We start from the raw sequence: 21,527 nt of genomic DNA, 5'->3' as shown, positions 1-21,527 counted from the left end.
TGTCCCCTCTTCGGCTTAGTTGGCGCTCAATTGCCATTCATGCAAATAGTCAGAAGACAAATCCTGCCTTCCTGTTTCCCTGAAAATTTGTTCAAAACGTTCGATTTGCTCTTCAAGTGGCGTTCTTTTCGTACGAAAAGCTAACCGCAGCATATCCAGCGAGCGTCTCATTTGATCAAGTGTTGGCTCGGTTCCCTGCTCCTCCAGACTTTCCTGCATTTTGGCGATCTCCCGGTAGGGCTCCTGAAATCCCGTACGGTACTCTTCCAGATCAGGATTGCTATTCTTCGTACATACCGCAACCGCCAAACAACGGGTCACTATTGTCACAGCCTTTCCCTTAACGCTTACAGGATCAACAAGAAGAGAATGTGCCCGCTCCCGCTCCGCCTCTCTGTCAAAAGCATAGCTGTCGATTAATGGCGTATTCTTGCGAATGAGTGTACGCAGAACCGTCTCAGGCCCCATCTCCAGGGCTAACGTTATCCCCTGTTTCCGCATATAGGTAACTGACTCTGACCAACGCACCGGTGCTGTCATCTGTTCGACCAGCAGCTGTATGATCTGCTCCGGTCCGGCATAAGGCCGCGCTGTAACATTGGACAGCACCGGGTAACGTAGCACCTTGAAGCTGTATTTCTTAAGCTCTTCCTCTAATTGAATGGCTGCCGGTTCCATCAATGGGCTGTGAAAAGGAGCACTTACTTTCAGAGGAGTGACACGGGCACCCATCTTCTCCAGCATCGAGCTTGCCTCTTCAACCGCTGGCTGGTGACCGGAGATCACAATTTGATTGGGGGCATTGTAATTGGAGATGACAACCCGGTGATTCTCGCGTGAGACCCGGGCAAGAACCTCGCGGATCTCTTGTTTGGACAGCTGGCCTACTGCCGACATCGTTCCGGCTGGTTCCGACAGGATGCTCCCCATAAGCATCCCCCGTGTGCGCACAATCCGTACCGCATCCGCAAATTCCAGACAGCCTGCAGCGCAAAGAGCGCTGAATTCTCCCAGACTGTGTCCGGCAACCATTACAGGCTCTACTCCTGTTTCCTGCATATACACACGGTAAGCAGCGATACTGGTTGCCAGTATCGCCGGCTGGGCATTCTCAGTTTTTCTTAATTCCATTTCGCTTCCTGTAAGAATCAGTTCCTGCAGATTGAAGCCGAGAGCGTCGTTCGCTTCTTCAAAGGTATGCCGCGCCACCTTGAACTCGTCTGTCCATTTCTTGCCCATGCCCGTCTTTTGCGAGCCTTGTCCTGGAAACAATAAAGCCAGTTTATGCATTAAACCCGCCTCCTTCAGTTTGAATAATCCATTCCAATGTCTTCATAAACAGACTTGTCCACTTCTCTGCCGTATCTCTGGCCAGACGGTCGGCCTGATAGTCGGCATGAAAGCTTATCCTGTCACCCGCTGGCGCTATATGTGCGGTTACCACAAAATCCATCACATGCCCATAATCTCCGTAAGCCCACTCCCGGAGCGAATATGCGGGGATGATCTGATTCGTGGCTTTGGTTATGATCATGTCCGTGAGCCATGCGATTGGATAACTTTCGCCACGGGAACCTTCCTGCCGCTGAATCGCCACACGTTCAATCAATTCATGGAACCCCGATAACCCCTCCAGTTCAACCGTGAAAGGAATAACCCCGCTCCCTTCTTCCGGCAAAAGCTGGATAGTAACTTCAGATTGTGCTGAAAGACTTGATAACACATAGAGATATGCACTAAGTCCGAGATCACTGATGGTACTGCGCTGCTGCGCTGCAAACCGGCTCAAGCTCTCGAAATCGGTTCCCCCTATCTCGAAGCTCCAGCCTTCACCGCTGCTGTCGTAATCCGTGACTGACAAATTATCCGGAAAGTCTAGCAGAGCCAGTTGCAGTTCTCTGCGTTCCCCGGTTGCCTTATCGATCCATTCGGCCAGTCCGGCGACTGTCGGGGAGACGAAAATATCAGCCACGTTCAGCTTGCCGGGATAGTGGGCTTCAAGCCTGGAGTGCAGCATGACGGCCAGCATGGAATTGCCGCCCAAATCAAAAAAGTTGTCATGAATCCCGATAATATCCTTGTTCAGCAGCTCTCTCCACTCCTGAATCAGCAAGGATTGCGTAGGAGTACCCGATTCTGCGAAAGCCTCTGCAAGAAGCGGCCTTTGTGTATCCGGTGCAGGCAGGGCATTCCTGTCTATCTTCCCACTCGTTGTTAGCGGAAGTTCCTGCAATTGCACAAAATAAGAGGGGATCATATATTCAGGCAAATACCTGGACAATTCCGCTCTTAGCGAATCTACCGACCATACCTGATCGGAAGTATAATAGGCAACCAGGTACTGCGCATGCTCTTCGGCAGTTCCCTTGGCTACAACTACACAGTGGTAAATCCCGGGTAGAGTAAGCATCCGGTGTTCAATTTCACCGGGTTCAATACGGTAACCTCTAATTTTCACCTGGAAATCGGTCCGGCCGAGAAATTGCAAATGTCCGCCATCCCATCTCACCAAATCTCCGGTCTTGTAGAGGAGTCCCCCGGGATGAACGGGCAGTGACACGAAGCGTTCTTCCGTCAGTTCAGGCCGGTTCCAGTATCCCCGCGCAAGCCCGTCTCCACCAATATATAACTCACCGGCCGCGCCCATCGGCACCAGTCCACCCTGTGAATCCAAAACATAAAACACAGTATTGGCAATAGGCGTTCCAAGCCCCGCTGCACCAGGAGATGTCACTTCCTGCACCGATGACCATACCGTCGTTTCTGTAGGGCCATACATATTGTAAATTCTTGCCCTGGTTAACATCCGCAGTTCCTGGATCAAGGTTGCCGGCAGCAGTTCCCCGCCAATTAGAAGACCTTTTAAGGAAGCCAGAAATGATGGTTTATGCACGCTTCCCAGTAACATCTGCAGCCGTGAAGGCGTTGTCTGCAGCCATTTCCCTTTTTCCCGGATAATCAGATCATCCAGCTTCACAGGATCAATCTGGCTAACCTCATCTGCTATAATGATCCGAAGTCCCTGAGATAGCGGCAGCAGCGATTCGAGCACGAAAATATCGAATGAGATGCTGGTCACGGACACTATGGAATCCCCGGGATCAAAACTGATCCGGTCCGTAATGCCGAGAATGAAGTTATGCAGGGAAAGATGCTCAATCATGACTCCTTTGGGTTTGCCGGTAGAACCAGAAGTATAGATCATGTAAGCCATATCACGTTCCGTGAAGCGAATCTGCGGATTCTCAGGCTGTGTGCCCTTTAATAAAAGCTCCGAGAGGACAATCAGCTGGATCTCGGTTTCAATGAACTGTTCTGGAAGGCAGCTTGTGTCTGCAATCAGCAGCTGTACTCCGCTGTCTTCCAGCATGTAATTCATTTTTTCCGCCGGAGTGGAGGGATCAATGGGCAAATAGGCAGCACCGGTTTTCAAAATTCCCAGCTGCACCGCGAGAGTGTCTGCACTGCGGGGGATCAGCATGCCAACCCGTTGTCCAGGTGCAGCCCCCCTGTGTATTAAGTGTTCCGCTATGGCATTTGCTCTTTCATTCAACTGCTTATAGGTGTATCTTAGTGTACCGTCGGTCACTGCTTCTTGATCAGGATGCCTTATACTCTCAGCTTCAATTAATTCCACAACATTCAGCTTCCGGTCATAGGGACGGCTGGTGCGGTTGCCGAGCTCCATCCGCTCCCGCTGTTCCGGAGTAAAAAGATCACACTCCGATAGGGCCAGGGAAGGATTATAGATGCATTGAGCCGTCAAATGCATAAGATGAGCCACAATGTCCCGTACCCTGCTCTCACTATAGAGGGTGGTGTGATAGGCGGTTCTTATCCCAACAGTCTCTCCGGAAATGTAGAAGGTGAACTGAATATCTACCCCCGTCTCCTCACCGCCGTAACAGTCATCGTGCAGCCCTTCCATGCCGGCGGCTGTACGCAGGCGGAGAGGCAGGGGCTCTGCAGCTGTGTCATCGGCTAATAATTCCCGTATGGCGGAAAAGGGAAGATTTTTATATTTTTTCGCTTCATTCACGGTTTTCTGAACGGCGGACAGCCAATTCCTGAATGAGTCTGAATCTTCCATATAGCTCCGCAGCATGAACAGCCCTTTCAAATCGGCATCGTCAGCTTCTCCCGCAAAGGGCGGCATACCAAGAACAACATCCTGTTCACCAGTATATTTGTACAACAAATAGCCAAGTGCTGCCGTTAACAGCAAATACACGGAAAATGGCGAGCCACCACCAGTCTTCAGAAGCTTCTCCGAGACAGGTGAGTCAAAGCGCGATTCGAAGAATCCCTCTAGTACACCATTCACCGTATCTTGCGGCTGCATTGGTTCAAATCCGCAGATCTCAGCAAGGCCACCCAGCTTGCTCAGCCAATAGTTCCGTTCTTCCTCCCATTCGTTGCCCGTCCGTATCAAATTAAGCGCAACCTGATTCAAGACCTGCATTCTCTGTCCCCCAATCCCTTATACTCTCAAGCCAGTGCGACAGAGTAATCCGCCAGCGTATAGTAGGTTTGAGTCTCTTCACGAAGAAGATGGACCCATTCCTGTTGCTCCTCTTCGGAGATGCGTTTGGTTCTAAGGATAGTCAACAGCAGATCCAGAGCCGTCCGCATCTGTTCATAGCTCAGAGGAACCCCCGAGCGCTCCGTCTGCTCCTGCATTTGTTCCAACCGCTGGTAAGATTCCAGAACCCCTTGCCGGTAAGCCTCCTGATTATCATTAGCATTGGGAGTTGCTGCAGCAATAGCCAGGCAACGACCCAGAAAGGTTGGATTATGCTTTTTGAGCTCCTCCATCGCATTCAAGCTCCCGATGAGCTGCTGGCGATCCATACGCTGATCGAAGCTGTAGGCCCGGGTGCCGCTGACATTCTCTTCAACCAATGCACTGAGTACATTCTTCGGTCCTAGCTCAATCGTCGTAGTCACCCCAAACCGCTTCAAGTATTGCATCGTCGCTTGCCACTGCACCGGCTGAATCAATTGCAGTGCTAGCATTTCCGCAATGGAACTATGACTTGGGTAAGGCCGTCCCGTAACATTAGAAATGACCGGCCAGCGTAGCGGATAATATGGAATGGACTGCAGCGTTTCTTTCAATTTCATGGCGACTTCCGCCATCATAGGGCTGTGAAAGGGAGCACTCATGAATAATGGTGTTGCTACCCCTCCGCTTTGGCCGATTCGTTCCTCCGCAGCCGCCACTGCAGCGGCTTGGCCCGAGATAGCCGCTTGCTTTGGAGCGTTCCGGCAACTGATGGATAGCTCATCTCCGTAAGGGGAAATTTCCAGACACACTTGCTCCAGCTCTTCCATAGAGATGCTGTCAATGATGCTCATAGCCCCTTCTCCACGGTCGATCAACAATTGAGTCAGTTCGCCGCGTTGTCTGACCAGTCTAAGCGCATCTGCAAAGCTTATAGCTCCGCCAGCCGTAAGCGCGGTATACTCACCCAGACTGTGTCCGGCGGAGAATTCCGGTTCTATGCCAACCTCCTGCATATAGACCCGGTAAGCACTAATGCTGGCCGTCAGCATTGCCGGCTGAACAATCCTGGACTTACCCAGGTCACTATAGCTGCCATCAAAGCACAGAGCTGACAGATCGAACCCAAGTACATCATTAGCCTCTTCAAAGGTTTGCCTAGCAATGGCATATTCCTCGTGTAGACTCTTGCCCATCCCGATATATTGCGAGCCTTGTCCAGGAAATAATAATGCGATTTTTTCCATATAACGCTTCCCCCTAATCTATTACTCTTACGTTCACATAGTCGGGGAAGGGCTGAACATTATCGAGGTTATTCCTCAATATAGTTACCTCACCGTTGACTTCAACTTCCTCAAATCCGGCAAAACGGTAAGTCACATACATCATCCGGTTGCGCTGGTTAGCCACAAACTCAGCGCATAGCTTACAGTTAGCCTTCTTGGCCTCCTGCATTACATAATTTAACATTATGCTACCCACCCCGCGCGACATCACCCGGCAAGACATAAGCAGCAGCTTCAAGGTCCATTCCTCTTCCCCGCACTCTACAAGGGTCAATCCGATTTTACCGTATTGCCCGTACTTATCCTCCAACCCCGAAATGAATAGAAGATGCCGGTCTGAACGTGAGAAAGCATCCAATTCGTCATAGGAATAGGTGTACCCTGTTGTATTCAACTGATGGGTCCGTACGGTTAATTCCTCCGCTCGCTTCAAATCATCGGCCCCCACACGGGAAATAGTGAACCGCATATCCAAGGTTGCAAGGAACTCCTCCTGCGGACCCTGGAACTGATCTTCTACCTCCTTGCGGATGATATCCGTCATATACATTTTACGGCGCAGCTTCGAATCTTCCGTCAAAAAGAGGGGGGTCATATCCGCTCTTTCCAGCAAATGCTCAATATCATCGGCAGAAATGCAGCGGACCTGAGGCAGCTCAAATTCGACTTCCTCTCTTTCAAAGGCCTGATCATCAACGAAAGCAATCGTATCCAGTCCGATATTAATCAGCTCAGCAATCTTTCGGATCGATGAGGATTTGGAGCTCCAGTGGATCTGCGGGTACAAGAAATACTCATCAATCCCAAGCTGTTTCAGAACAGTCATAGCATGCTCATGATCATTTTTGCTGGCGATGGATTGGAGAATCCCCCGTTCGTCAAGCGTTCGGACCACTTGAAGCACATTTTCCCTAAGCTCTACTTCCCCGTCTTCAAGTAACACTCCATTCCACATCGTATGATCCAAATCCCAGACCAGGCATTTCACCTTGGCTTCTGTCTCCTTATGGCCCGGCTGGTTGACCGATTGCGCTTGAGTCGCTTCCAATTGAATTCCTTCTCTCCGTGGTTTAGGTTTTATTGCACTGGCACCAAACGATCCACCAGCTCGGCGATAGCATCAATAGTCCGGAAATTATCAAAATTCATATCATTATTCTGAATACGGATTTTGAACTGCGATTCCAGGAACATAACCAGCTGCATCGCAAACAGCGAATTCACAAAGCCGGATGCAAAAATATCGTCATGATCCTCCAGCGTAACATTCTTTATATAACGGGACAGAAACTGGCGAATACTAGCTTTGACTTCATTCATGAATAATTCCACCTTCGCTTATTTTTTTTGGAAATACATTAACAATTAGGCATAATTATAGAACCCTTGCCCCGATTTGCGTCCAAGCTTCCCGGCATCCACCATTTTTCTGAGAAGCGGGCAGGACCGGAACTTCGGATCTTGATACGCATCGTATAACGCTTCAACGGAGTACAGGATCGTATCCAGTCCGATCAGATCCCCTGTTTCCAAAGGACCGCTTTTATGTCCAAAACATTCTTTGAAAATCGTATCAACCTCTTCCGGCAAAGCCACCTGGTCCTGAACCAGCCAAATAGCTTCATTAATAGTCAGCATTAACACGCGGTTGGATACAAAGCCGGGCATATCGTTCACAACCACACATTTTTTGTTCATGCTGGCCAGCAATTGCTTAGCGTTATCAATCGTAGCCTCAGAAGTGTATGTTCCACGGATCGCCTCAACCGTCGGTATAAGGGGGACCGGGTTCATGAAATGGATGCCCAGGATCCGGTCTGCCCTTTGGGTCAGCGAGCCGATGCGGGTAATCGAAATACAGGATGTATTTACAGCAAACACCGTGGATTCCGGGCAGATCGCGTCTAGTGCCGGATAAATCTCTTTCTTGATCTCCCATTTTTCCGTAGCATTTTCAATCACAAAATCTGCATCGTGCATAATATGCAAATCTGTACTTGTCTCAATTCTGCTGAGTACTTCATCCGGATCGAAATGATCTCCTCCCTGGGAATAAAAGCTCTGAAACCGGACATTTTTATAAATTTCTTCTTTAGCCTTATCCAAAATATCCTTGTTGATGTCCATCAGCAGCACTGAATACCCGGCCTGAGCTAGACTTTGCGATACCCCGATTCCCATTACGCCTGCACCTACAACTCCGATACGCTTCATATTCCCTTTCCCCTCTCGAATCCTAAGTTAAAAATCAAAATCGACATGAAGCTCCTCACCGAAGCTCGATATCATCTGGCGGCCGCTTTTCAGCTCCAGTTCATCAATTCTCCCGTTACTGTTCAGCCGCATGGATTCCAGCAGACCGACATAATCCTCCTTCATCCGGCTGATTGTTGCTTCGCTAAATAATTTCGAGGCATATTCGAAACTGCATTTCAGTTTTCCCTTAACCTCCTCTACCTCAAGTGTGATATCAAATTTAGAAACGTAGGTCGGAATATCATCATTTAGCGTCAGGATTAAATCCGAGGTTTGAATGATGCTCTTGCCTACATTGTGAAAAATAAAACAAACATCAAAAAGCGGATTTCTGGAAGGATCGCGCTTTACCTTAAGCACATCCACAATCTCATCAAAAGGAATATCAGAGTGGCTGTACGCTTCCAGTGCAGTCTGGCGGACTTCCTTAAGAAAATCTTGCAGTCTCTTGTGCGGTTGAGGATAATTGCGCATCGGCAAGGTGTTGATAAATGCGCCTACTACCGCTTCCAGATCACTGCTGGGCCTGCCCAGAATAGGAGAGCCAATAACAATGTCTTCCTGACCTGAGTACCTGTAGAGCAAGATATTAAAAGCAGCCAGCAGCACCATAAACAGCGTGGTGTCGGAGTCTACCGCCAAGCGTTTGATGTCTTTCACCTGATCTTCTTCCAGATAAAACCGGAGCAGCCTTCCCTCAAGCCGCTTGCTATCTGGACGTTCATAATCCAGCGGCAGCTCAAGCACCGGAATCCCACCTTTGAAGACATTGGACCAATAAGCGGATTGTTCGGCGATCAGACTGCCCTTTGCCAGTTCATTTTGCCAAAGCGCATAATCCTTATACTGTACCTTCAACTCCTCGAGAGGCTGCCGCTCGTAGCAAGCTACCAGGTCACGGATAAGAATATCCATCGAAACACCGTCGGTAATAATATGATGCATATCGAACAGCAGCAGGTGCTTGAGCGGACTAAACTTCAGTATCTTTATTCTCAAGAGCGGTGCTTCGCTCAGATCAAAGGGACGGATGAAATCACTGACAAGGGCTTCCACCCTGTCCTCTGTTGTTTCCTCATAGCCCATTTCAGGTGCTACGGTTGGATGAATGATCTGCACGGGTCCATCCGGCGACAATTGAAATGAGGTGCGCAGCGCTTCATGCCTGTGGATCAAGGCCTGAAACGTCTCTTCCAGCCGCTGAATATCGAGCGGACCCTCTATATCCAGAAAGCGGGTAATATTATAGTGTGTGTTATGTCCCTCCATGCGGTCCACCACAAACATTCGCTTCTGTGTAAAAGAAACCGGGTACTGCTCCATGAGCGGGGCCGGAATAATTGGCGGATAGCTCCACTTGGCAGCTACTTCCCCGGCAGCCTTTGCTTCTTCAAGGAATGAAGCAAGCCCGGAAATCATGGGATGCAAGAACAGTTCATTCACACTTAGCAGGATGCCGAGCCGCTTATTGAGATTGTTCATGATGCGGATACCTAGTACGGAATCCCCGCCCAATTCATAATAATTGTCGTGTATGTTCAGGACGGTGAAGCCCAGCGTATCCCCCCAAATCTGGCCAACCGTCTGCTCCATCTCTGTATAACGACCATCTTCCCGGCCCACAAGACGGATGGGTACAGCTTCCTTCACACTGCGCACAGCTTTATCTTCAGCGGCCCCATCCGGGTGCAAGATAGCGCTAATCTGCTCATCCCATTGATAGGGGAAGAGACGCAGCAGATGTATCATAGACGGATTGAATTCAAATACAGCGACCTGTTCGAGTCCGGTATGGAATACTTGCCGGAACGCATTGACCCCCTGCTTCGTAGGCAACGCTTTAACGAGGGTGTCCGCAGTAAATCCCGTATCGCAGGCCATCCCTGTCTCCTTCCAGGTAGACCAATTTATTACCATTGTCCGCTTTCCCTTTAGGCTCCGGTGGGCTGCATAACTGTCCATATAGGCATTAGCCGCCACATAATCAACCTGGCCCGGGGCACTGAAATATGTCGATACAGACGAGAACAGAATCATGAAATCAAGAGCATCTCCGGCTGTCAGATGATCAAGGAGCCAGGTACCAGCTACCTTAGGCGCACTGATCTGATTGAACTCTTCCTCTGATTTGCCGATAATCAGCTCCATCCCGGGAATTCCGGCACTATGGATAACTCCGTTGATTCGGCCGTAACGCTCCCGTAGTCCGTTCACTATCTGAGTCATTGCCTGCTCATCCTGCAATTCTGCCGCGAAGTATTCCACCGAAGCTCCTTGCGCTTCCAGCAACCGGATCCCTTCAAGACGCGCACAGACCTTGGCCTCTCGGCCCTCATCGAGGATTTCGTTCCATCGTTCCCGCTCAGGCAGCGATGAACGGCCGATAAAAGCCAGCTTCACCCGCTGTTCGGCCGTCATGGCTTTGGCAATCTCAAGTCCGATACCACCGAGTCCTCCGGCGATAATATATACACCCTTCTCTTTCAGTTCCAAAGGCCGTTCTGGGGATTCTTGAACAGAAAGAGTACGTAAATACTCGCCATATCTCTTGCCCCTGCGATAAGCAATAAACCCTCCATCCTGGATATAACCCAGTTCCGCCATAATCTGTTCTATCCCGGAGCTGTCGTCCAAGTCCAGGCATAGACAATGGATTTGCGGCAACTCCCTGGCAATTACCTTGCCCACTCCATATAATGAAGCATTCTCTGGAATGATCTCCGGTTCGGAGCCGTCTACAGCTTGTGCAAGCCGTGACACCAGCAAATAATCCACCTGCTCCCAGCCCAGTCGGGCAATGGTCTTGGCAATTAGATATGCACTGGAAGCACCGCGCGCATAAGCTGCGTCCAGCTCTCCTAAGGAAGCTGCTGGTACCGCTACTCCTGTTAATGTAGACATATGGACCACCAGGCTGGGCGGATTGGAACACAGCGTTTCAAAAAAGCTCCCGATTGCAGCTTCTGTTGGGGCCGCGATATAACGAAACTCCTGTTGTTTCGAGAACGGACCGAAGTCCATTTCGTAGACCACTCTGCCCTGTTGTCTGAATGCTTGGACTAAGGAGGCAGACCTTTCGCAATCCCCTCCACCAACAATCAGAACACTTCCAGTATCCGTCCGAGCTCCCGAAGTAGCAGTGCTTAACGGATTCTCCCGCCATTCAAGCCGGTAAAATAAAGATTTCGGCTGCTGCGTTTGCTCCTGCTTCCCCCCTGCAGTCTTACCGCCTGCCTCCAACCAGCAGCGGTAATTGTCGAATGGATACAGGGGTAGTTCCATCCGCTTGGAATTTACACCTTCATACCAACGGTCCCACGACACCACAGCCCCGGAAGTATAACAACGGGCAAGCTTGAGAAGCACGGCTGTTCTGCTGCCGCCTCGATGCAGCTCATCCAGAAGTTCTTCACTCTCTTGGCTGACGGCCTGCTGCTCCTCCTCGGTTATTTCTCCGGGTACCGCTGTTCTTCCGGCAGTGATAACGCGGCAACAGCCGTAAGATATGCCTTTCTCCTGAAGTTCGGCAAGCGGAGCACCTTCCGTCAGTCCATACAATCCATCCAGAATGTCTGCAGTTGAATGGGCAAACACCGCGAGTCTGTAATCAAAGTGCCCCCGGCCGCAACTGGCAGTGAAGCACAGATCCTCCAGAACGGGCTGGTTCTCTTCCAGAAAATCAATATATGAAGAAATGAGTGTCTCCAGCGCTTCCTGACTTTTGGCAGACAGCGTGAACAGCATAGGTTTATTTCCTGCAGCCGCATGAACTTGCGCCGGATACACCGGGGGCTCCTCCAGCACAACATGCGCATTGGTGCCGCTCAGTCCCAGTGAAGTCACCCCGCATCTGCGCGGCGTATCACCCTGCTCCCAGTAGCGGCTCCGGGTGTTCACATATACTGGAGAATCCAGAAAAGGGATGTAACGGTTCGGTGTTGTGAAATGGAGTGTCTTCGGCAAGCGTCTGTTTCTCAGCGCCATAATGGCTTTAATTAAATTGGCCATGCCGGCCGCTTCGTACAGATGTCCGATGTTAGGCTTTACCGAACTGATCGCACAGAATTGCTTGCGGTCCGTGTACTTGCGGAATGCTTTCTCAATGCCTTCAAGTTCAATGGGATCTCCCAGGCGCGTACCTGTTCCGTGGGTTTCAATGTAAGACAGGGATTCGGGCGAAATACCTGATTTCTCCCAAGCCTGGACCATTAACTGGGTATGTGCTTCAGGATTCGGAGCAGTAATGCCATTCGAGGCTCCGTCATTATTAATAGCTGAGCCCTTAATTACCGCATGAATCGTATCCCCATCCCGCAGCGCGGCGGACAGGGGTTTAAGCAGAACAGCAGCCGTTCCCTCACCGAAACCCGCTCCGTCGGTTGAATCGGTGAATGTCCGCGTGCGGAAGTCGGAAGATTCTATGCCTGATTTATATTCTTCGCCCAGAAGAGGGAGCAGATGAAGCTTGACCGCACCGGCAATGGCTGTATCGCAGTCGCCATTCAGAATCCCCTGACAGGCCAAATGTACCGTAACCAAGCCAGAGGAACAGGCGGTATCCACAACCATAGTTGGACCCCGCAGGTTCAAATAGTAGGCGATTCTTGAAGGAATCATTGCCGGCAGATTGGACGCCACAGATAGAGGGACACTCATAGGCTCGACATCAAGAATCATCTTCTGGTAATTGTCCTTTATCGTTCCGGCGTATCCAACATAGACCCCGGTTTGGGTGCCAGCCAGCGCTTTCCCTCCATATCCCGCATTCTCCAGCACATGCCAGGAGGTCTGCAGGAACAGACGCATTGCCGGATCCATCAAGCTGGCCTCCTTCGGGGACATGCGGAAAAATTTATAATCAAATCCGTCGATATTCTCCAGAAACGAACCCTCGGCGAATCCGATCTGATCTTCAGGATAGTCCGTATAATGAAGATATCTGACCATGTCCTGCATACGTGCTTCCGGAAACTTCCGGGTAGCGTCTACTCCCGCTTCAAGATTCGCCCAGAATTCCTCCACGCTGTCAGCACCCGGAAACTGGGCAGCGACACCTATAATCGCAATATCCTTGGAGGCTGAATCCCCATGATTATTGCCGCCGTCCTGAATCATTTGCAGCAGGCTGGCAGCCAATTCGCGGCTCATTGCTCCATCCTTGGCACTGTTCAGAATTAACCTTAATAAGGCTTCCATTACGTCCCCTACCTTCTCAACTGCTTGATGGCATCCTCTATCACTAATGTTCCATTGGCGAATCCTGCAACCAGATCTTCTAGCGTTTCTGTTTCATCGGACGCTTTCGGTAGATGTCCAGAATGGTCACCTTGTGCCTGCAGCACCTTGCCGGACTGTGCCAGAATCTGCTTGCCTCTGGCCAAGCTGCGGGCAACGGATTCTCTAGGCTTGCGGAAAGGCGAAGGAGCAGTTGCCGCCTCAGCATACTGCATCAGCTCATCCCGTTTCAGAACAGGCTTCGCATCCGCTTCTGGCCCAGCTTGCGAGAGGGACTCGCTGGAACCGGCAAGGAACCGCGCCAGCCTCGAAATGGTCGTGTACACAAAAAGATCGGTCATCTTCAACTTGCCGGGGAAGGCCTGCTGGAGACGGGCATAGATCGTATTCAATAAAATCGAATTCCCGCCGGCCTCAAAAAAGTTGTCATTTAGCCCGATATCAGGCTTGCCCATTCCTGTCCGGTAAATGTTCAGGAGTACATTCTCGATGTCTTTGCCGTCTACAGTTACAGCTACAGGCTCAGGCGTGTTCTCCCTTGCTTCCGGGGTCAATACCTTCGTCTTGGTTGTAGGCATGGGCAACAACTCTTCAGAAGGAAGCTCCACCCAGTACGACTGCCTATTGAAGAAGTAGGCTGGCAAATGAAGGCGATTGACACTCCCTACAGGGTACAGCTCATCCCAATTCGGCTCGCCTCCCTGCAGATACATTTCAGCCAGCGCCGACTCTGCACTGCCATCAGATAGCAGTGTCCAGGCTTCAGGCTCCTTGGCATAGGCCGCCAGTTGGGACCTTAAGTCAGCTACGCTGCTGCACACTATAGCCAACCGGCAGGCATGATGATCCCGGCCTGTATTCACAGTCCAGCATATATCTGTAAGTGATTCATTGGCATGCTCTGCCAAAAAGGCTTCATATCGCAAAGCCATGCCTCTTAGCGAAGCCGGATGGGCAGCGGACAAAGTAAATATTTCTTTGCGCCAGCGAAGTGCCGGATTGCTTGCCGCTTGACGCGGGGCTTCCTCAAGGACAACATGACAGTTGGTGCCGCTGAAGCCGAAGGCGCTTATGGCAGCCCGGCGGGGTGTATCTCCCTCCGGCCAGCGTCTCAGCCTGTTGTTCACATACAGGGCCGTTCGGATGAACGGAATATGCGGATGCGGACGCTTGAAATGAAGAGTTGGAGGAATTTCCTGGTGCTGTAGGGCCAGGCAAGTCTTAATAAGCCCGGCAATGCCGGCAGTCTGATAACAATGTCCAAGATTCGATTTCAGCGAACCTATCGCACAAAACTGCTTATGGTCTGTGAATTTCTCAAAGGCCTTCTGCAGACCATCCACCTCGATAGGATCTCCAAGCCTGGTTCCAGTCCCATGCGCCTCTATAAGTGAGAGACTCCTTGGATCAATACCAGCCGAATCCCAGGCACGCAGCACTACATCCGTCTGGGCTTTACCATTCGGGGCGGTGATGCCGATAGAACTGCCATCCTGATTGACTGCGCTCCCCTTAATCACAGCATAGATCGGGTCTTTGTCCTGCATAGCAGCCCTAAGCGGCTTTAGCAGCACACAGGCTACCCCTTCCGAGGAAGCGGCTCCGTCAGCCTGTCCGTCGAAGGTTCGGGTGATCCCATCCGATGATTCCATCCCGACTTTTGCTTCCTTTACATCCAGCGGGGTTAGATTCAGACGAATTCCGCCTGCAAGTGCCATCTCGCAATCTCCTGAGCGTATGGCATTTACCGCCAGATGAACGGCCACCAATGATGAGGAACAGGCCGTATCTATCAGCATTGCAGGCCCATGCAGATCGAGTAAATATGAGATGCGGCTAGCTGAGATTGAATCCAGATTACCGGGCACTCCCAAGGGTTTGGCCAGTGTATCCGCCGTTTCGGAGACCATCTGTAAATATTTCGTCTCTCCCATATAACCGACATGCCCCACATATACACCGGTTCTGCTTCCTCTCAGCTTCTTTCTGCTGCAGCCTGAATCCTCAATAGCTTCATAGGCGCATTCCAGAAAAATACGCTGTTCGGGTGACATCATCCGGGCCTCTATTTCCGAAAGCTTGAAGAAGCGGGGATCAAATTCGGCAATGCTGTCCAAATAACCCCCATCCATATATCGATATGGCCCCTCCTGGCGTTTGGTAAGCCGAAGATATCGGTCTCCCAATTCCTGTCTCTGCTCAGGAAAAGGTCCTGTACTGTCTACGCCGCTTCGCAGCATCTGCCAGAATTGCTCCGGGTTGTCTGCACCAGGCATCCGGAGTGACATGCCGATTACCGCGATCTCCCCGCTGTCCTTCTCCTCCAATATGGGGATGTCCTTCAGCAGATTACGGTTAAATGCAGGAAGCTTCATCGTCTTTGGTTCCATCGCTCATTCCCTCCTTCTTCCGCTTGATCAACCGTGAATAATGGATAGTTCTGCCGCATGCTCAAGCATGTGGATGTAGTTGGCAAAGACAATACGGATTTCCTCTTTGTTCAGTAGTCTTTCATTAAAAATAAACGCAATCTCCATTCCTGCTGCCAAACTGCCCACTTCAACAATCAGGTCATACCCTTTCAGCAAGTCATCTGTTGATTCGCCAGTTTCCCTGTTTAGGAAGAGCGGTGACACAAATAGCCTTGATTGCACCTGCTGCCGATTAAACATATCGGTTAGCCGGAAGGACGGAAGCTCCCGCCTCCGCAGAAGCTGAATCGCCTGTAGCGCAATGGTCAGGTCCCTCAATTCAGAGTGGGCAAGGGTAATCCCTTCCGCTTTGTTCCGCAGCAATTGGGCGTGCAGTTCAATTTGAAGCGAATCAGGGGCCACCTGAGATAAAAGAATCATATATATTCCTAGCAGCAGTTCGTCTACTCCGGCGTTCAGTCCAAGGGCTGCCTGCCGCAGATGCTCCGACTGAATTCCGGTTAACCCATATCTAAGCACACAGCGCTTGACCCCGGCAGAATACATCCCGGTATCAGCCATATACAGACCGGGAAGCTCAAGTGCGGCAGGCTTCCGGGAAGCCTCGGACTTCATAATATATTGGGCCAGATCATGAATGGTGGGATAGGCGAAGGGATCGGTGATGCTTACTACGCCGGGATACTCGGCTTCAATGTCCTCTATCATCTGCAAGAGCAGCATAGAGTTCCCGCCAATCTCAAAAAAGTGGTCGTAAATGCCAACCTGAGCTAGTCCAAGCGTGTCCTGCCAGATTTCGGAGAGACGAATTTCAATATCCGTCTGTGGCAGAACGATTTCTTTGTTGTGATGCTCCTGCTCCAGAAGAGGGGCCAGATCACGGATGATTTCGCTGTACTCCCCCTGCTTGTAAGACTCTCCAAGAACATATCGCTGTACTTTACCGCTGGTTGTCTTCGGAATCATTTTGACCGGGATGACCTTGTCCACATCAATCGCCATACGGCGGTTAATCTGGCGGCTCACCTCAGCCGCTAGCCCGGCAAAGACCGCCAATGGCTTTTTGTATTGGATAAAGACCAGAATCATGTCTCTTTCAAGCACTTCATCATACAGGCCAGCTACGGCAACCTTGCCCAGTTCCACCCCTTCCGTGTCTTCGGCGATCCGTTCGATATCATGGGGATAAGCATTCCGTCCATTGACAAAAATAATATCTTTAGCCCGGCCAGTAACCACTAGATTGCCGCCCTGCAGAAATCCCAGATCCCCGGTATTCACCCATCCGTCTCCGGTAATCAGCTTCGCAGTTGCGGCCGGGTTATTGTAGTACCCCCCGGTAACGTTCTTGCCTCTGATCTGAATGTATCCTATGCTCGACTCCGGCAGGCTTGCTGCCGAATCCGAGCTTATCCGGATTTCGCAATCGTTCAGGGCGGAGCCTAACTCCACCAGTGCCAGCGCATGCATGCCGGCCTCTCCTTCTGGAATGAATCTGACTTTCTCGCCGACTGCAAGGAACCGTCGGTCCACAGTTACGGTTACAAGCTCGGTGTCAGGCGGAGGAAATGAAACACCAACGCTGGCTTCCGCCAGTCCATAGACCGGAAATACAGACGTCCGCTTCAGGCCGTAGTTCTCAAGCAGATCCATAAATCGATGGCATAAATTAGGGGCAATCGGTTCAGCTCCATTAAAAATGGTACGAATGCAGGACAAATCCCAGTCTGTCGCATTTCTCGGCTTAAAAGCCGTCATTAGCAGCTTATACCCGAAATTGGGAGAAGCGGTCCGGGTGACGCGGTGCTTGTTTACCTTGTCCAGCCAAATCATCGGCCGGCGGGCGAATATATCCGTCGGAATCAGATAGCTGTTAATTTGCCGGTACATCGGAGCTAAATACATTCCTATCAGTCCCATATCATGCGTTAGGGGCATCCAGCTTAAATACGAGTCCTTTTCGGTAATAGCAGCTTTGTGAATAATCCCACTAACATTGGCGACAAGATTGCCATGAGTTAGCGTTACCCCTTTTGGTGCCCCTGTGGAGCCGGAGGAAAATTGAATAAAAGCGATGTCCTGCTCCCGGACTTCATGGATTACACCGGTATTATGGTGAATGTCTGCCTGCATTGCGTCTTCCAGCCAAATCAGTCTGTCCTCCATGAACGGATTCAGTTGAAGGAAGCCTTCCAGCTTCCCGGAGATCCGGCGTTCTACAACAAGATGGGGAGAAGAGAGACTGTTCCAAATATGCGTCAGCTTAAGCCGGTAATCCTCTGTGGTGCCCAGGGAACAAGGAACGGGAATAATCCCTCCCAAAATACAAGCCCAGAACAGTGAAAGGAAGTGGAGATTATCCTCAATCTGGAATAGCAGCTCTTCACCAGGCCGGATACCAAGCTCCTGCAGGTAACCCAGAAGAAGGAGCGATTTGCCGTACAATTCCCGATACGAAATAAAATTCTCATCCTGTGAGGACTCAATGAAGGTTACTCCCACATGATCCAGCACCGAATTATTGATAAAAGCTTCTGTAAGCGTATTGCCGTTCAATGCGATCCCTCCAAACAGCTTAATAGAATCTGATTAATCAGCTTTGACACTTCTTCCGGGTACTCGGTAATGAAAAAATGCCCTCCTCTCATCTCATAGATATGAGATGACGCATTACCCAGCTCTTTCCATGGCAACAAGTCCCTGAAGCGAATATGGTTGTCGTTTCTTCCCGTCAATACCGTCAGCCCGCAGGTTACAGAAGCCTGATTCTGCTGATATTTATAATTCTCTGTGATTTGAAAATCGCTTTTTAGAATGGGCAGAAATACCTTTAGAACATCGGGATTATCCAGCACATCCTCGGAGGTCCCCCCATAATCTCTCAATGCCCCAATAAAATTGCTGTCATCCATTGAGGAGTATTCCGTTTCCGATTCCAATTGAGGTGCTTGTCTGCCCGATACAAAAAGATGTAGCGGCAGCTCCCCGCCTCTGCGCCGGATCGCATGATACACTTCGTAAGCCAGCCAACTGCCCATGCTGTGTCCGAACAGGGCATAGGGTCCCTCTGCGATCTCATCCTTAATTTGCTCATAGATATCCTCAACAGCAGTATCAAAATCAGTGTACAAGGCTTCCTTGAACCGGCTTCCCCTCCCCGCCAGTTCAACCGGCAGCAGTTCGATGGAAGGATGAATAAAGGTCCGCCACTTACTGAAGACCATAGCAGAGCCTCCCGCATAAGGAAGACACAGCAGCTTAATGGGTTGCATAACTCTCTCCTGACCTTTCTCTGAACTCTCTGAGCAATTCCTGGCAATCTATGTTCTGAATCTCCTTCGGATAATGGGGACTTTCTGAGCAGAGTGTGACTTTATAGTTAGCGGAAAGATGAAATGACTTGAAGTAGCATTCCACCTGAGCTACCGGAGAGCCGTCCTGTTCAACAAGCTCTATGCGTTCAGCGGAAATATGCAGGGAAAAAGAATTGAGTGGCATGGACAATCCGGTCCCCTTGAACTTAATGTAACTCTCCTTGGCGGTCCACAGTTGATAGAAATGATCCAAGCGTCTGTCCTCTGGCATCCTCTGAATCTCTTGATTCTCACCGGGGGTAAAGAAGCGGCTGGCAATGGACAGATCTATAGGTTTGATCTCTTCCACATCAATGCCTAGCGGCTTCTGGTCAATAGCGCAAAGTACGTAGTCTCCCGCATGGGAGAGATTGAATTGACAGTCTGGCAAATCGGCAAGATAGGGCTTCCCGTAACGGTTAACGGCGAATCGGAGAGAACGGTTATCCAAGCGGTGCTCCCTGATCAGCAGTGTGCGAATCAGAGCTTCCGCGAGTACGCTGCGGATGCGGTCTTCTTTTCTCCGGAACCGAAGTGTCCTCTGTCTCCGTTCTTCCGACAAAAGATTCATCACTTCCTGAACATTCACAGTGCAGGCTTTGGGAATTTTGACGCTGAAAATCCGGACCATTTTCTCAACTCCTTAAAATCACCAAAATCTATAAATCAATTTTTCTATATTTTTACTCCAAAGACATGCCCATTCTAAATCATATTTTTTAGAGTGTCTACTAAATTATTCCAACAAATAACGACAATTTATCCCTTTATATCCCTTTATATCCCTTTTAATTCCTTATAATTCTATCTGGTGAGAGTATTTCTGACATTATTTCATTCACATGTGCTATTTCTGTATCAACGCACGATCAAATCGGTAGTTATATTTTCATAAATTTTGGAAAAAGAATGTCTATTCTATGAAATAACATTCATTTCCTTTAGTAATAATATCTATTTTATTTTTCGACAATTTACACCCTTTCCAATTAAATCTTTTTGGACTATAACTATATAATGTATTGGGAGATAATTCGTGGGACAACGAAAAAAATGAAGGATGTGCGACGATGGATTTTAGACTTTCTCTTGAACAGTTAGAGTACCAGCAGGCTTTCAAAGATTTTAGCGACCGTGAAGTCATGCCGTATGCACAGAAGCATGATGAGGAAGAAAAGCTTGATGAGCATGTTCTAGATGCGCTCAAATCTTCCGGCTATCTGGGCTCCATGATTCCAAGAGACTATGGCGGCATGGGGATGGACTTGGTTAGTCTGGGACTGTTGAACGAAGAAATCGGAAGGGGCTGCGCCTCTGTGCGAAGCCTGTTGACTGTTCATGGGATGGTTGCACTCGGAATTCTGAGATGGGGAACTGATGAGCAGCGCTCTTACTGGCTTCCTAAGCTAGCCTGTGGCGAAGTGATCGGTGCTTTTGGCCTTAGCGAACCCAATGTCGGCAGTGATGCCAAGAGCGTGGAGACCAAAGCAGTTCTGGTCAATGGTGAATATGTACTGAACGGTGTCAAAAAGTGGACAACTATGGGCCAAATTGCGAATATTTTCACAATCATTGCTGAGCTTGACGGCAAACCGACTGCATTCTTAGTCGAGCGCAGCCAACCCGGACTCACCGTGAAGCCAATGCGTGGACTTATGGGAGCCCGGGCAACCATGATCGCTGAGCTGCATCTGGAAGATTGCCATATTCCTGCTTCTTCGATGATCGGCGCATCTGGTACAGGTCTCTCGCATGTGGCCTTGTCCTGTCTCGATTACGGACGTTATACCGTTGCCTGGGGCTGCGTCGGAACAGCCCAAGCCTGCCTGGAAGCTAGTATCAGGTACGCAAGAAAACGCAAACAGTTCGGCAAGCCCCTTCGGGAGAACCAACTTATTCAAAAGATGGTTACTGAAATGATCGTAAATATCAGAGCTGCCCGTCTGTTATGCTTGAATGCGGGGTATCTGAAGGAAATAGGCGATCCTGACACGATTATGGAAACATGGAACGCGAAGTATTTTTCCTCCATTATCGTAAACAAAGTTGCTGGCGATGCTGTTCAGATACACGGAGGAAATGGCTGCATTAGAGACTATCCCGTGGAACGCTACTTCCGCGACGCGAAGATTAACGAAATCATCGAAGGAACCACACAGATGCACGAAGTCCTGATCTCTCTGAACGGTTTCAGAACCATATAATCCTTTTGAAACATCCATTTACCTCAATAAAAAGCACCTCTTACCATCCATCCGGCCACCTGAAGGGGCACACCGGAGCGAATGCTTCAAGAGGTGCTGTTTTTAATACCAACGCCCCCTGCTTTGTCATACACTAAGCTCCATTTCCGCCACGATTTTTGTGACTTTTTTCATAAAAGATCTCGCGATTCGACTAAACCCCCTTACGATTTATAGGTCAAAAGTATAATTTTACGCCTGTTTACATAAACCGG

Annotated in this window: 12 protein-coding genes; 1 reads left to right on the top strand and 11 read right to left on the bottom strand. The window is 49.9% G+C overall.

Annotated features, from left to right (window positions below; translation table 11 throughout):
• Nucleotides 1–15: 15 nt before the first annotated feature.
• The 11 genes from fabD (ACAN54_RS13825) to ACAN54_RS13775 are packed head-to-tail and all read right to left on the bottom strand — an operon-like array spanning nt 16 to nt 19,700.
• Nucleotides 16–1,290 carry an ACP S-malonyltransferase gene (gene fabD / locus ACAN54_RS13825; protein ID WP_379155611.1) on the bottom strand — a complete coding sequence of 425 codons (1,275 nt, stop codon included), beginning with the start codon at nt 1,288–1,290 and terminating at the stop codon, nt 16–18.
• Entirely contained in the window at nt 1,283–4,462 is a 3,180-nt protein-coding gene (locus ACAN54_RS13820; protein ID WP_379155608.1) for a non-ribosomal peptide synthetase, read from the bottom strand. Before ACAN54_RS13820 ends, fabD (ACAN54_RS13825) begins: the two co-directional genes overlap by 8 nt.
• Before the next feature lie 26 nt (nt 4,463–4,488).
• Nucleotides 4,489–5,751 (bottom strand): ACP S-malonyltransferase, encoded by a 1,263-nt coding sequence (fabD, locus tag ACAN54_RS13815; protein ID WP_379155605.1) that lies wholly within the window; start codon nt 5,749–5,751, stop codon nt 4,489–4,491.
• A gap of 13 nt (nt 5,752–5,764) precedes the next feature.
• The gene (locus tag ACAN54_RS13810) at nt 5,765–6,841 is read right to left on the bottom strand and encodes an HAD-IIIC family phosphatase (RefSeq protein ID WP_379155601.1); all 1,077 of its coding nucleotides are present in this window, start codon (nt 6,839–6,841) and stop codon (nt 5,765–5,767) included.
• A 29-nt stretch (nt 6,842–6,870) separates the two neighbouring features.
• Entirely contained in the window at nt 6,871–7,113 is a 243-nt protein-coding gene (locus tag ACAN54_RS13805) for an acyl carrier protein (RefSeq protein ID WP_379155598.1), read from the bottom strand.
• A gap of 45 nt (nt 7,114–7,158) precedes the next feature.
• Nucleotides 7,159–8,007 (bottom strand): 3-hydroxyacyl-CoA dehydrogenase family protein, encoded by an 849-nt coding sequence (locus ACAN54_RS13800; protein WP_379155595.1) that lies wholly within the window; start codon nt 8,005–8,007, stop codon nt 7,159–7,161.
• A gap of 27 nt (nt 8,008–8,034) precedes the next feature.
• The gene (locus tag ACAN54_RS13795) at nt 8,035–13,245 is read right to left on the bottom strand and encodes an SDR family NAD(P)-dependent oxidoreductase (protein WP_379155591.1); all 5,211 of its coding nucleotides are present in this window, start codon (nt 13,243–13,245) and stop codon (nt 8,035–8,037) included.
• Nucleotides 13,246–13,253: 8 nt separating this feature from the next.
• On the bottom strand, nt 13,254–15,674 hold the full coding sequence (locus tag ACAN54_RS13790) for a type I polyketide synthase (protein WP_379155588.1): 2,421 nt from the start codon (nt 15,672–15,674) through the stop codon (nt 13,254–13,256).
• Nucleotides 15,675–15,701: 27 nt separating this feature from the next.
• Nucleotides 15,702–18,272: a non-ribosomal peptide synthetase gene (locus ACAN54_RS13785; RefSeq protein ID WP_379155585.1), complete on the bottom strand. Its 2,571-nt coding sequence runs from the start codon at nt 18,270–18,272 to the stop codon at nt 15,702–15,704.
• Nucleotides 18,269–18,988 carry a thioesterase II family protein gene (locus ACAN54_RS13780; RefSeq protein ID WP_379155582.1) on the bottom strand — a complete coding sequence of 240 codons (720 nt, stop codon included), beginning with the start codon at nt 18,986–18,988 and terminating at the stop codon, nt 18,269–18,271. The genes ACAN54_RS13785 and ACAN54_RS13780 overlap by 4 nt, the downstream gene beginning before the upstream one ends.
• Nucleotides 18,975–19,700, bottom strand: a complete 726-nt coding sequence (locus tag ACAN54_RS13775; RefSeq protein ID WP_379155579.1) for a 4'-phosphopantetheinyl transferase family protein — start codon at nt 19,698–19,700, stop codon at nt 18,975–18,977. Before ACAN54_RS13775 ends, ACAN54_RS13780 begins: the two co-directional genes overlap by 14 nt.
• Before the next feature lie 439 nt (nt 19,701–20,139).
• Between ACAN54_RS13775 and ACAN54_RS13770 the strand changes: the two genes are divergently transcribed.
• Complete coding sequence (locus ACAN54_RS13770; RefSeq protein WP_379155576.1) at nt 20,140–21,273, top strand: acyl-CoA dehydrogenase family protein; 1,134 nt, start codon at nt 20,140–20,142, stop codon at nt 21,271–21,273.
• The last annotated feature ends 254 nt before the right edge of the window (nt 21,274–21,527 follow it).

It is taken from the genome of Paenibacillus diazotrophicus, assembly GCF_042610465.1.
Note: the sequence above shows the minus strand (reverse complement) of the source record. Positions and strands in the feature narration are given on the sequence as shown.

Bases quoted from the DNA above. Each gene is read 5' to 3' on its own strand.
- ACAN54_RS13780 (WP_379155582.1), bottom strand. From the start codon at position 18,988: ATGCAACCCATTAAGCTGCTGTGTCTTCCTTATGCGGGAGGCTCTGCT.
- fabD (WP_379155611.1), bottom strand. From the start codon at position 1,290: ATGCATAAACTGGCTTTATTGTTTCCAGGACAAGGCTCGCAAAAGACG.
- ACAN54_RS13790 (WP_379155588.1), bottom strand. From the start codon at position 15,674: ATGGAACCAAAGACGATGAAGCTTCCTGCATTTAACCGTAATCTGCTG.
- ACAN54_RS13805 (WP_379155598.1), bottom strand. From the start codon at position 7,113: ATGAATGAAGTCAAAGCTAGTATTCGCCAGTTTCTGTCCCGTTATATA.
- fabD (WP_379155605.1), bottom strand. From the start codon at position 5,751: ATGGAAAAAATCGCATTATTATTTCCTGGACAAGGCTCGCAATATATC.
- ACAN54_RS13795 (WP_379155591.1), bottom strand. From the start codon at position 13,245: ATGGAAGCCTTATTAAGGTTAATTCTGAACAGTGCCAAGGATGGAGCA.
- ACAN54_RS13770 (WP_379155576.1), top strand. From the start codon at position 20,140: ATGGATTTTAGACTTTCTCTTGAACAGTTAGAGTACCAGCAGGCTTTC.
- ACAN54_RS13800 (WP_379155595.1), bottom strand. From the start codon at position 8,007: ATGAAGCGTATCGGAGTTGTAGGTGCAGGCGTAATGGGAATCGGGGTA.
- ACAN54_RS13820 (WP_379155608.1), bottom strand. From the start codon at position 4,462: ATGCAGGTCTTGAATCAGGTTGCGCTTAATTTGATACGGACGGGCAAC.
- ACAN54_RS13775 (WP_379155579.1), bottom strand. From the start codon at position 19,700: ATGGTCCGGATTTTCAGCGTCAAAATTCCCAAAGCCTGCACTGTGAAT.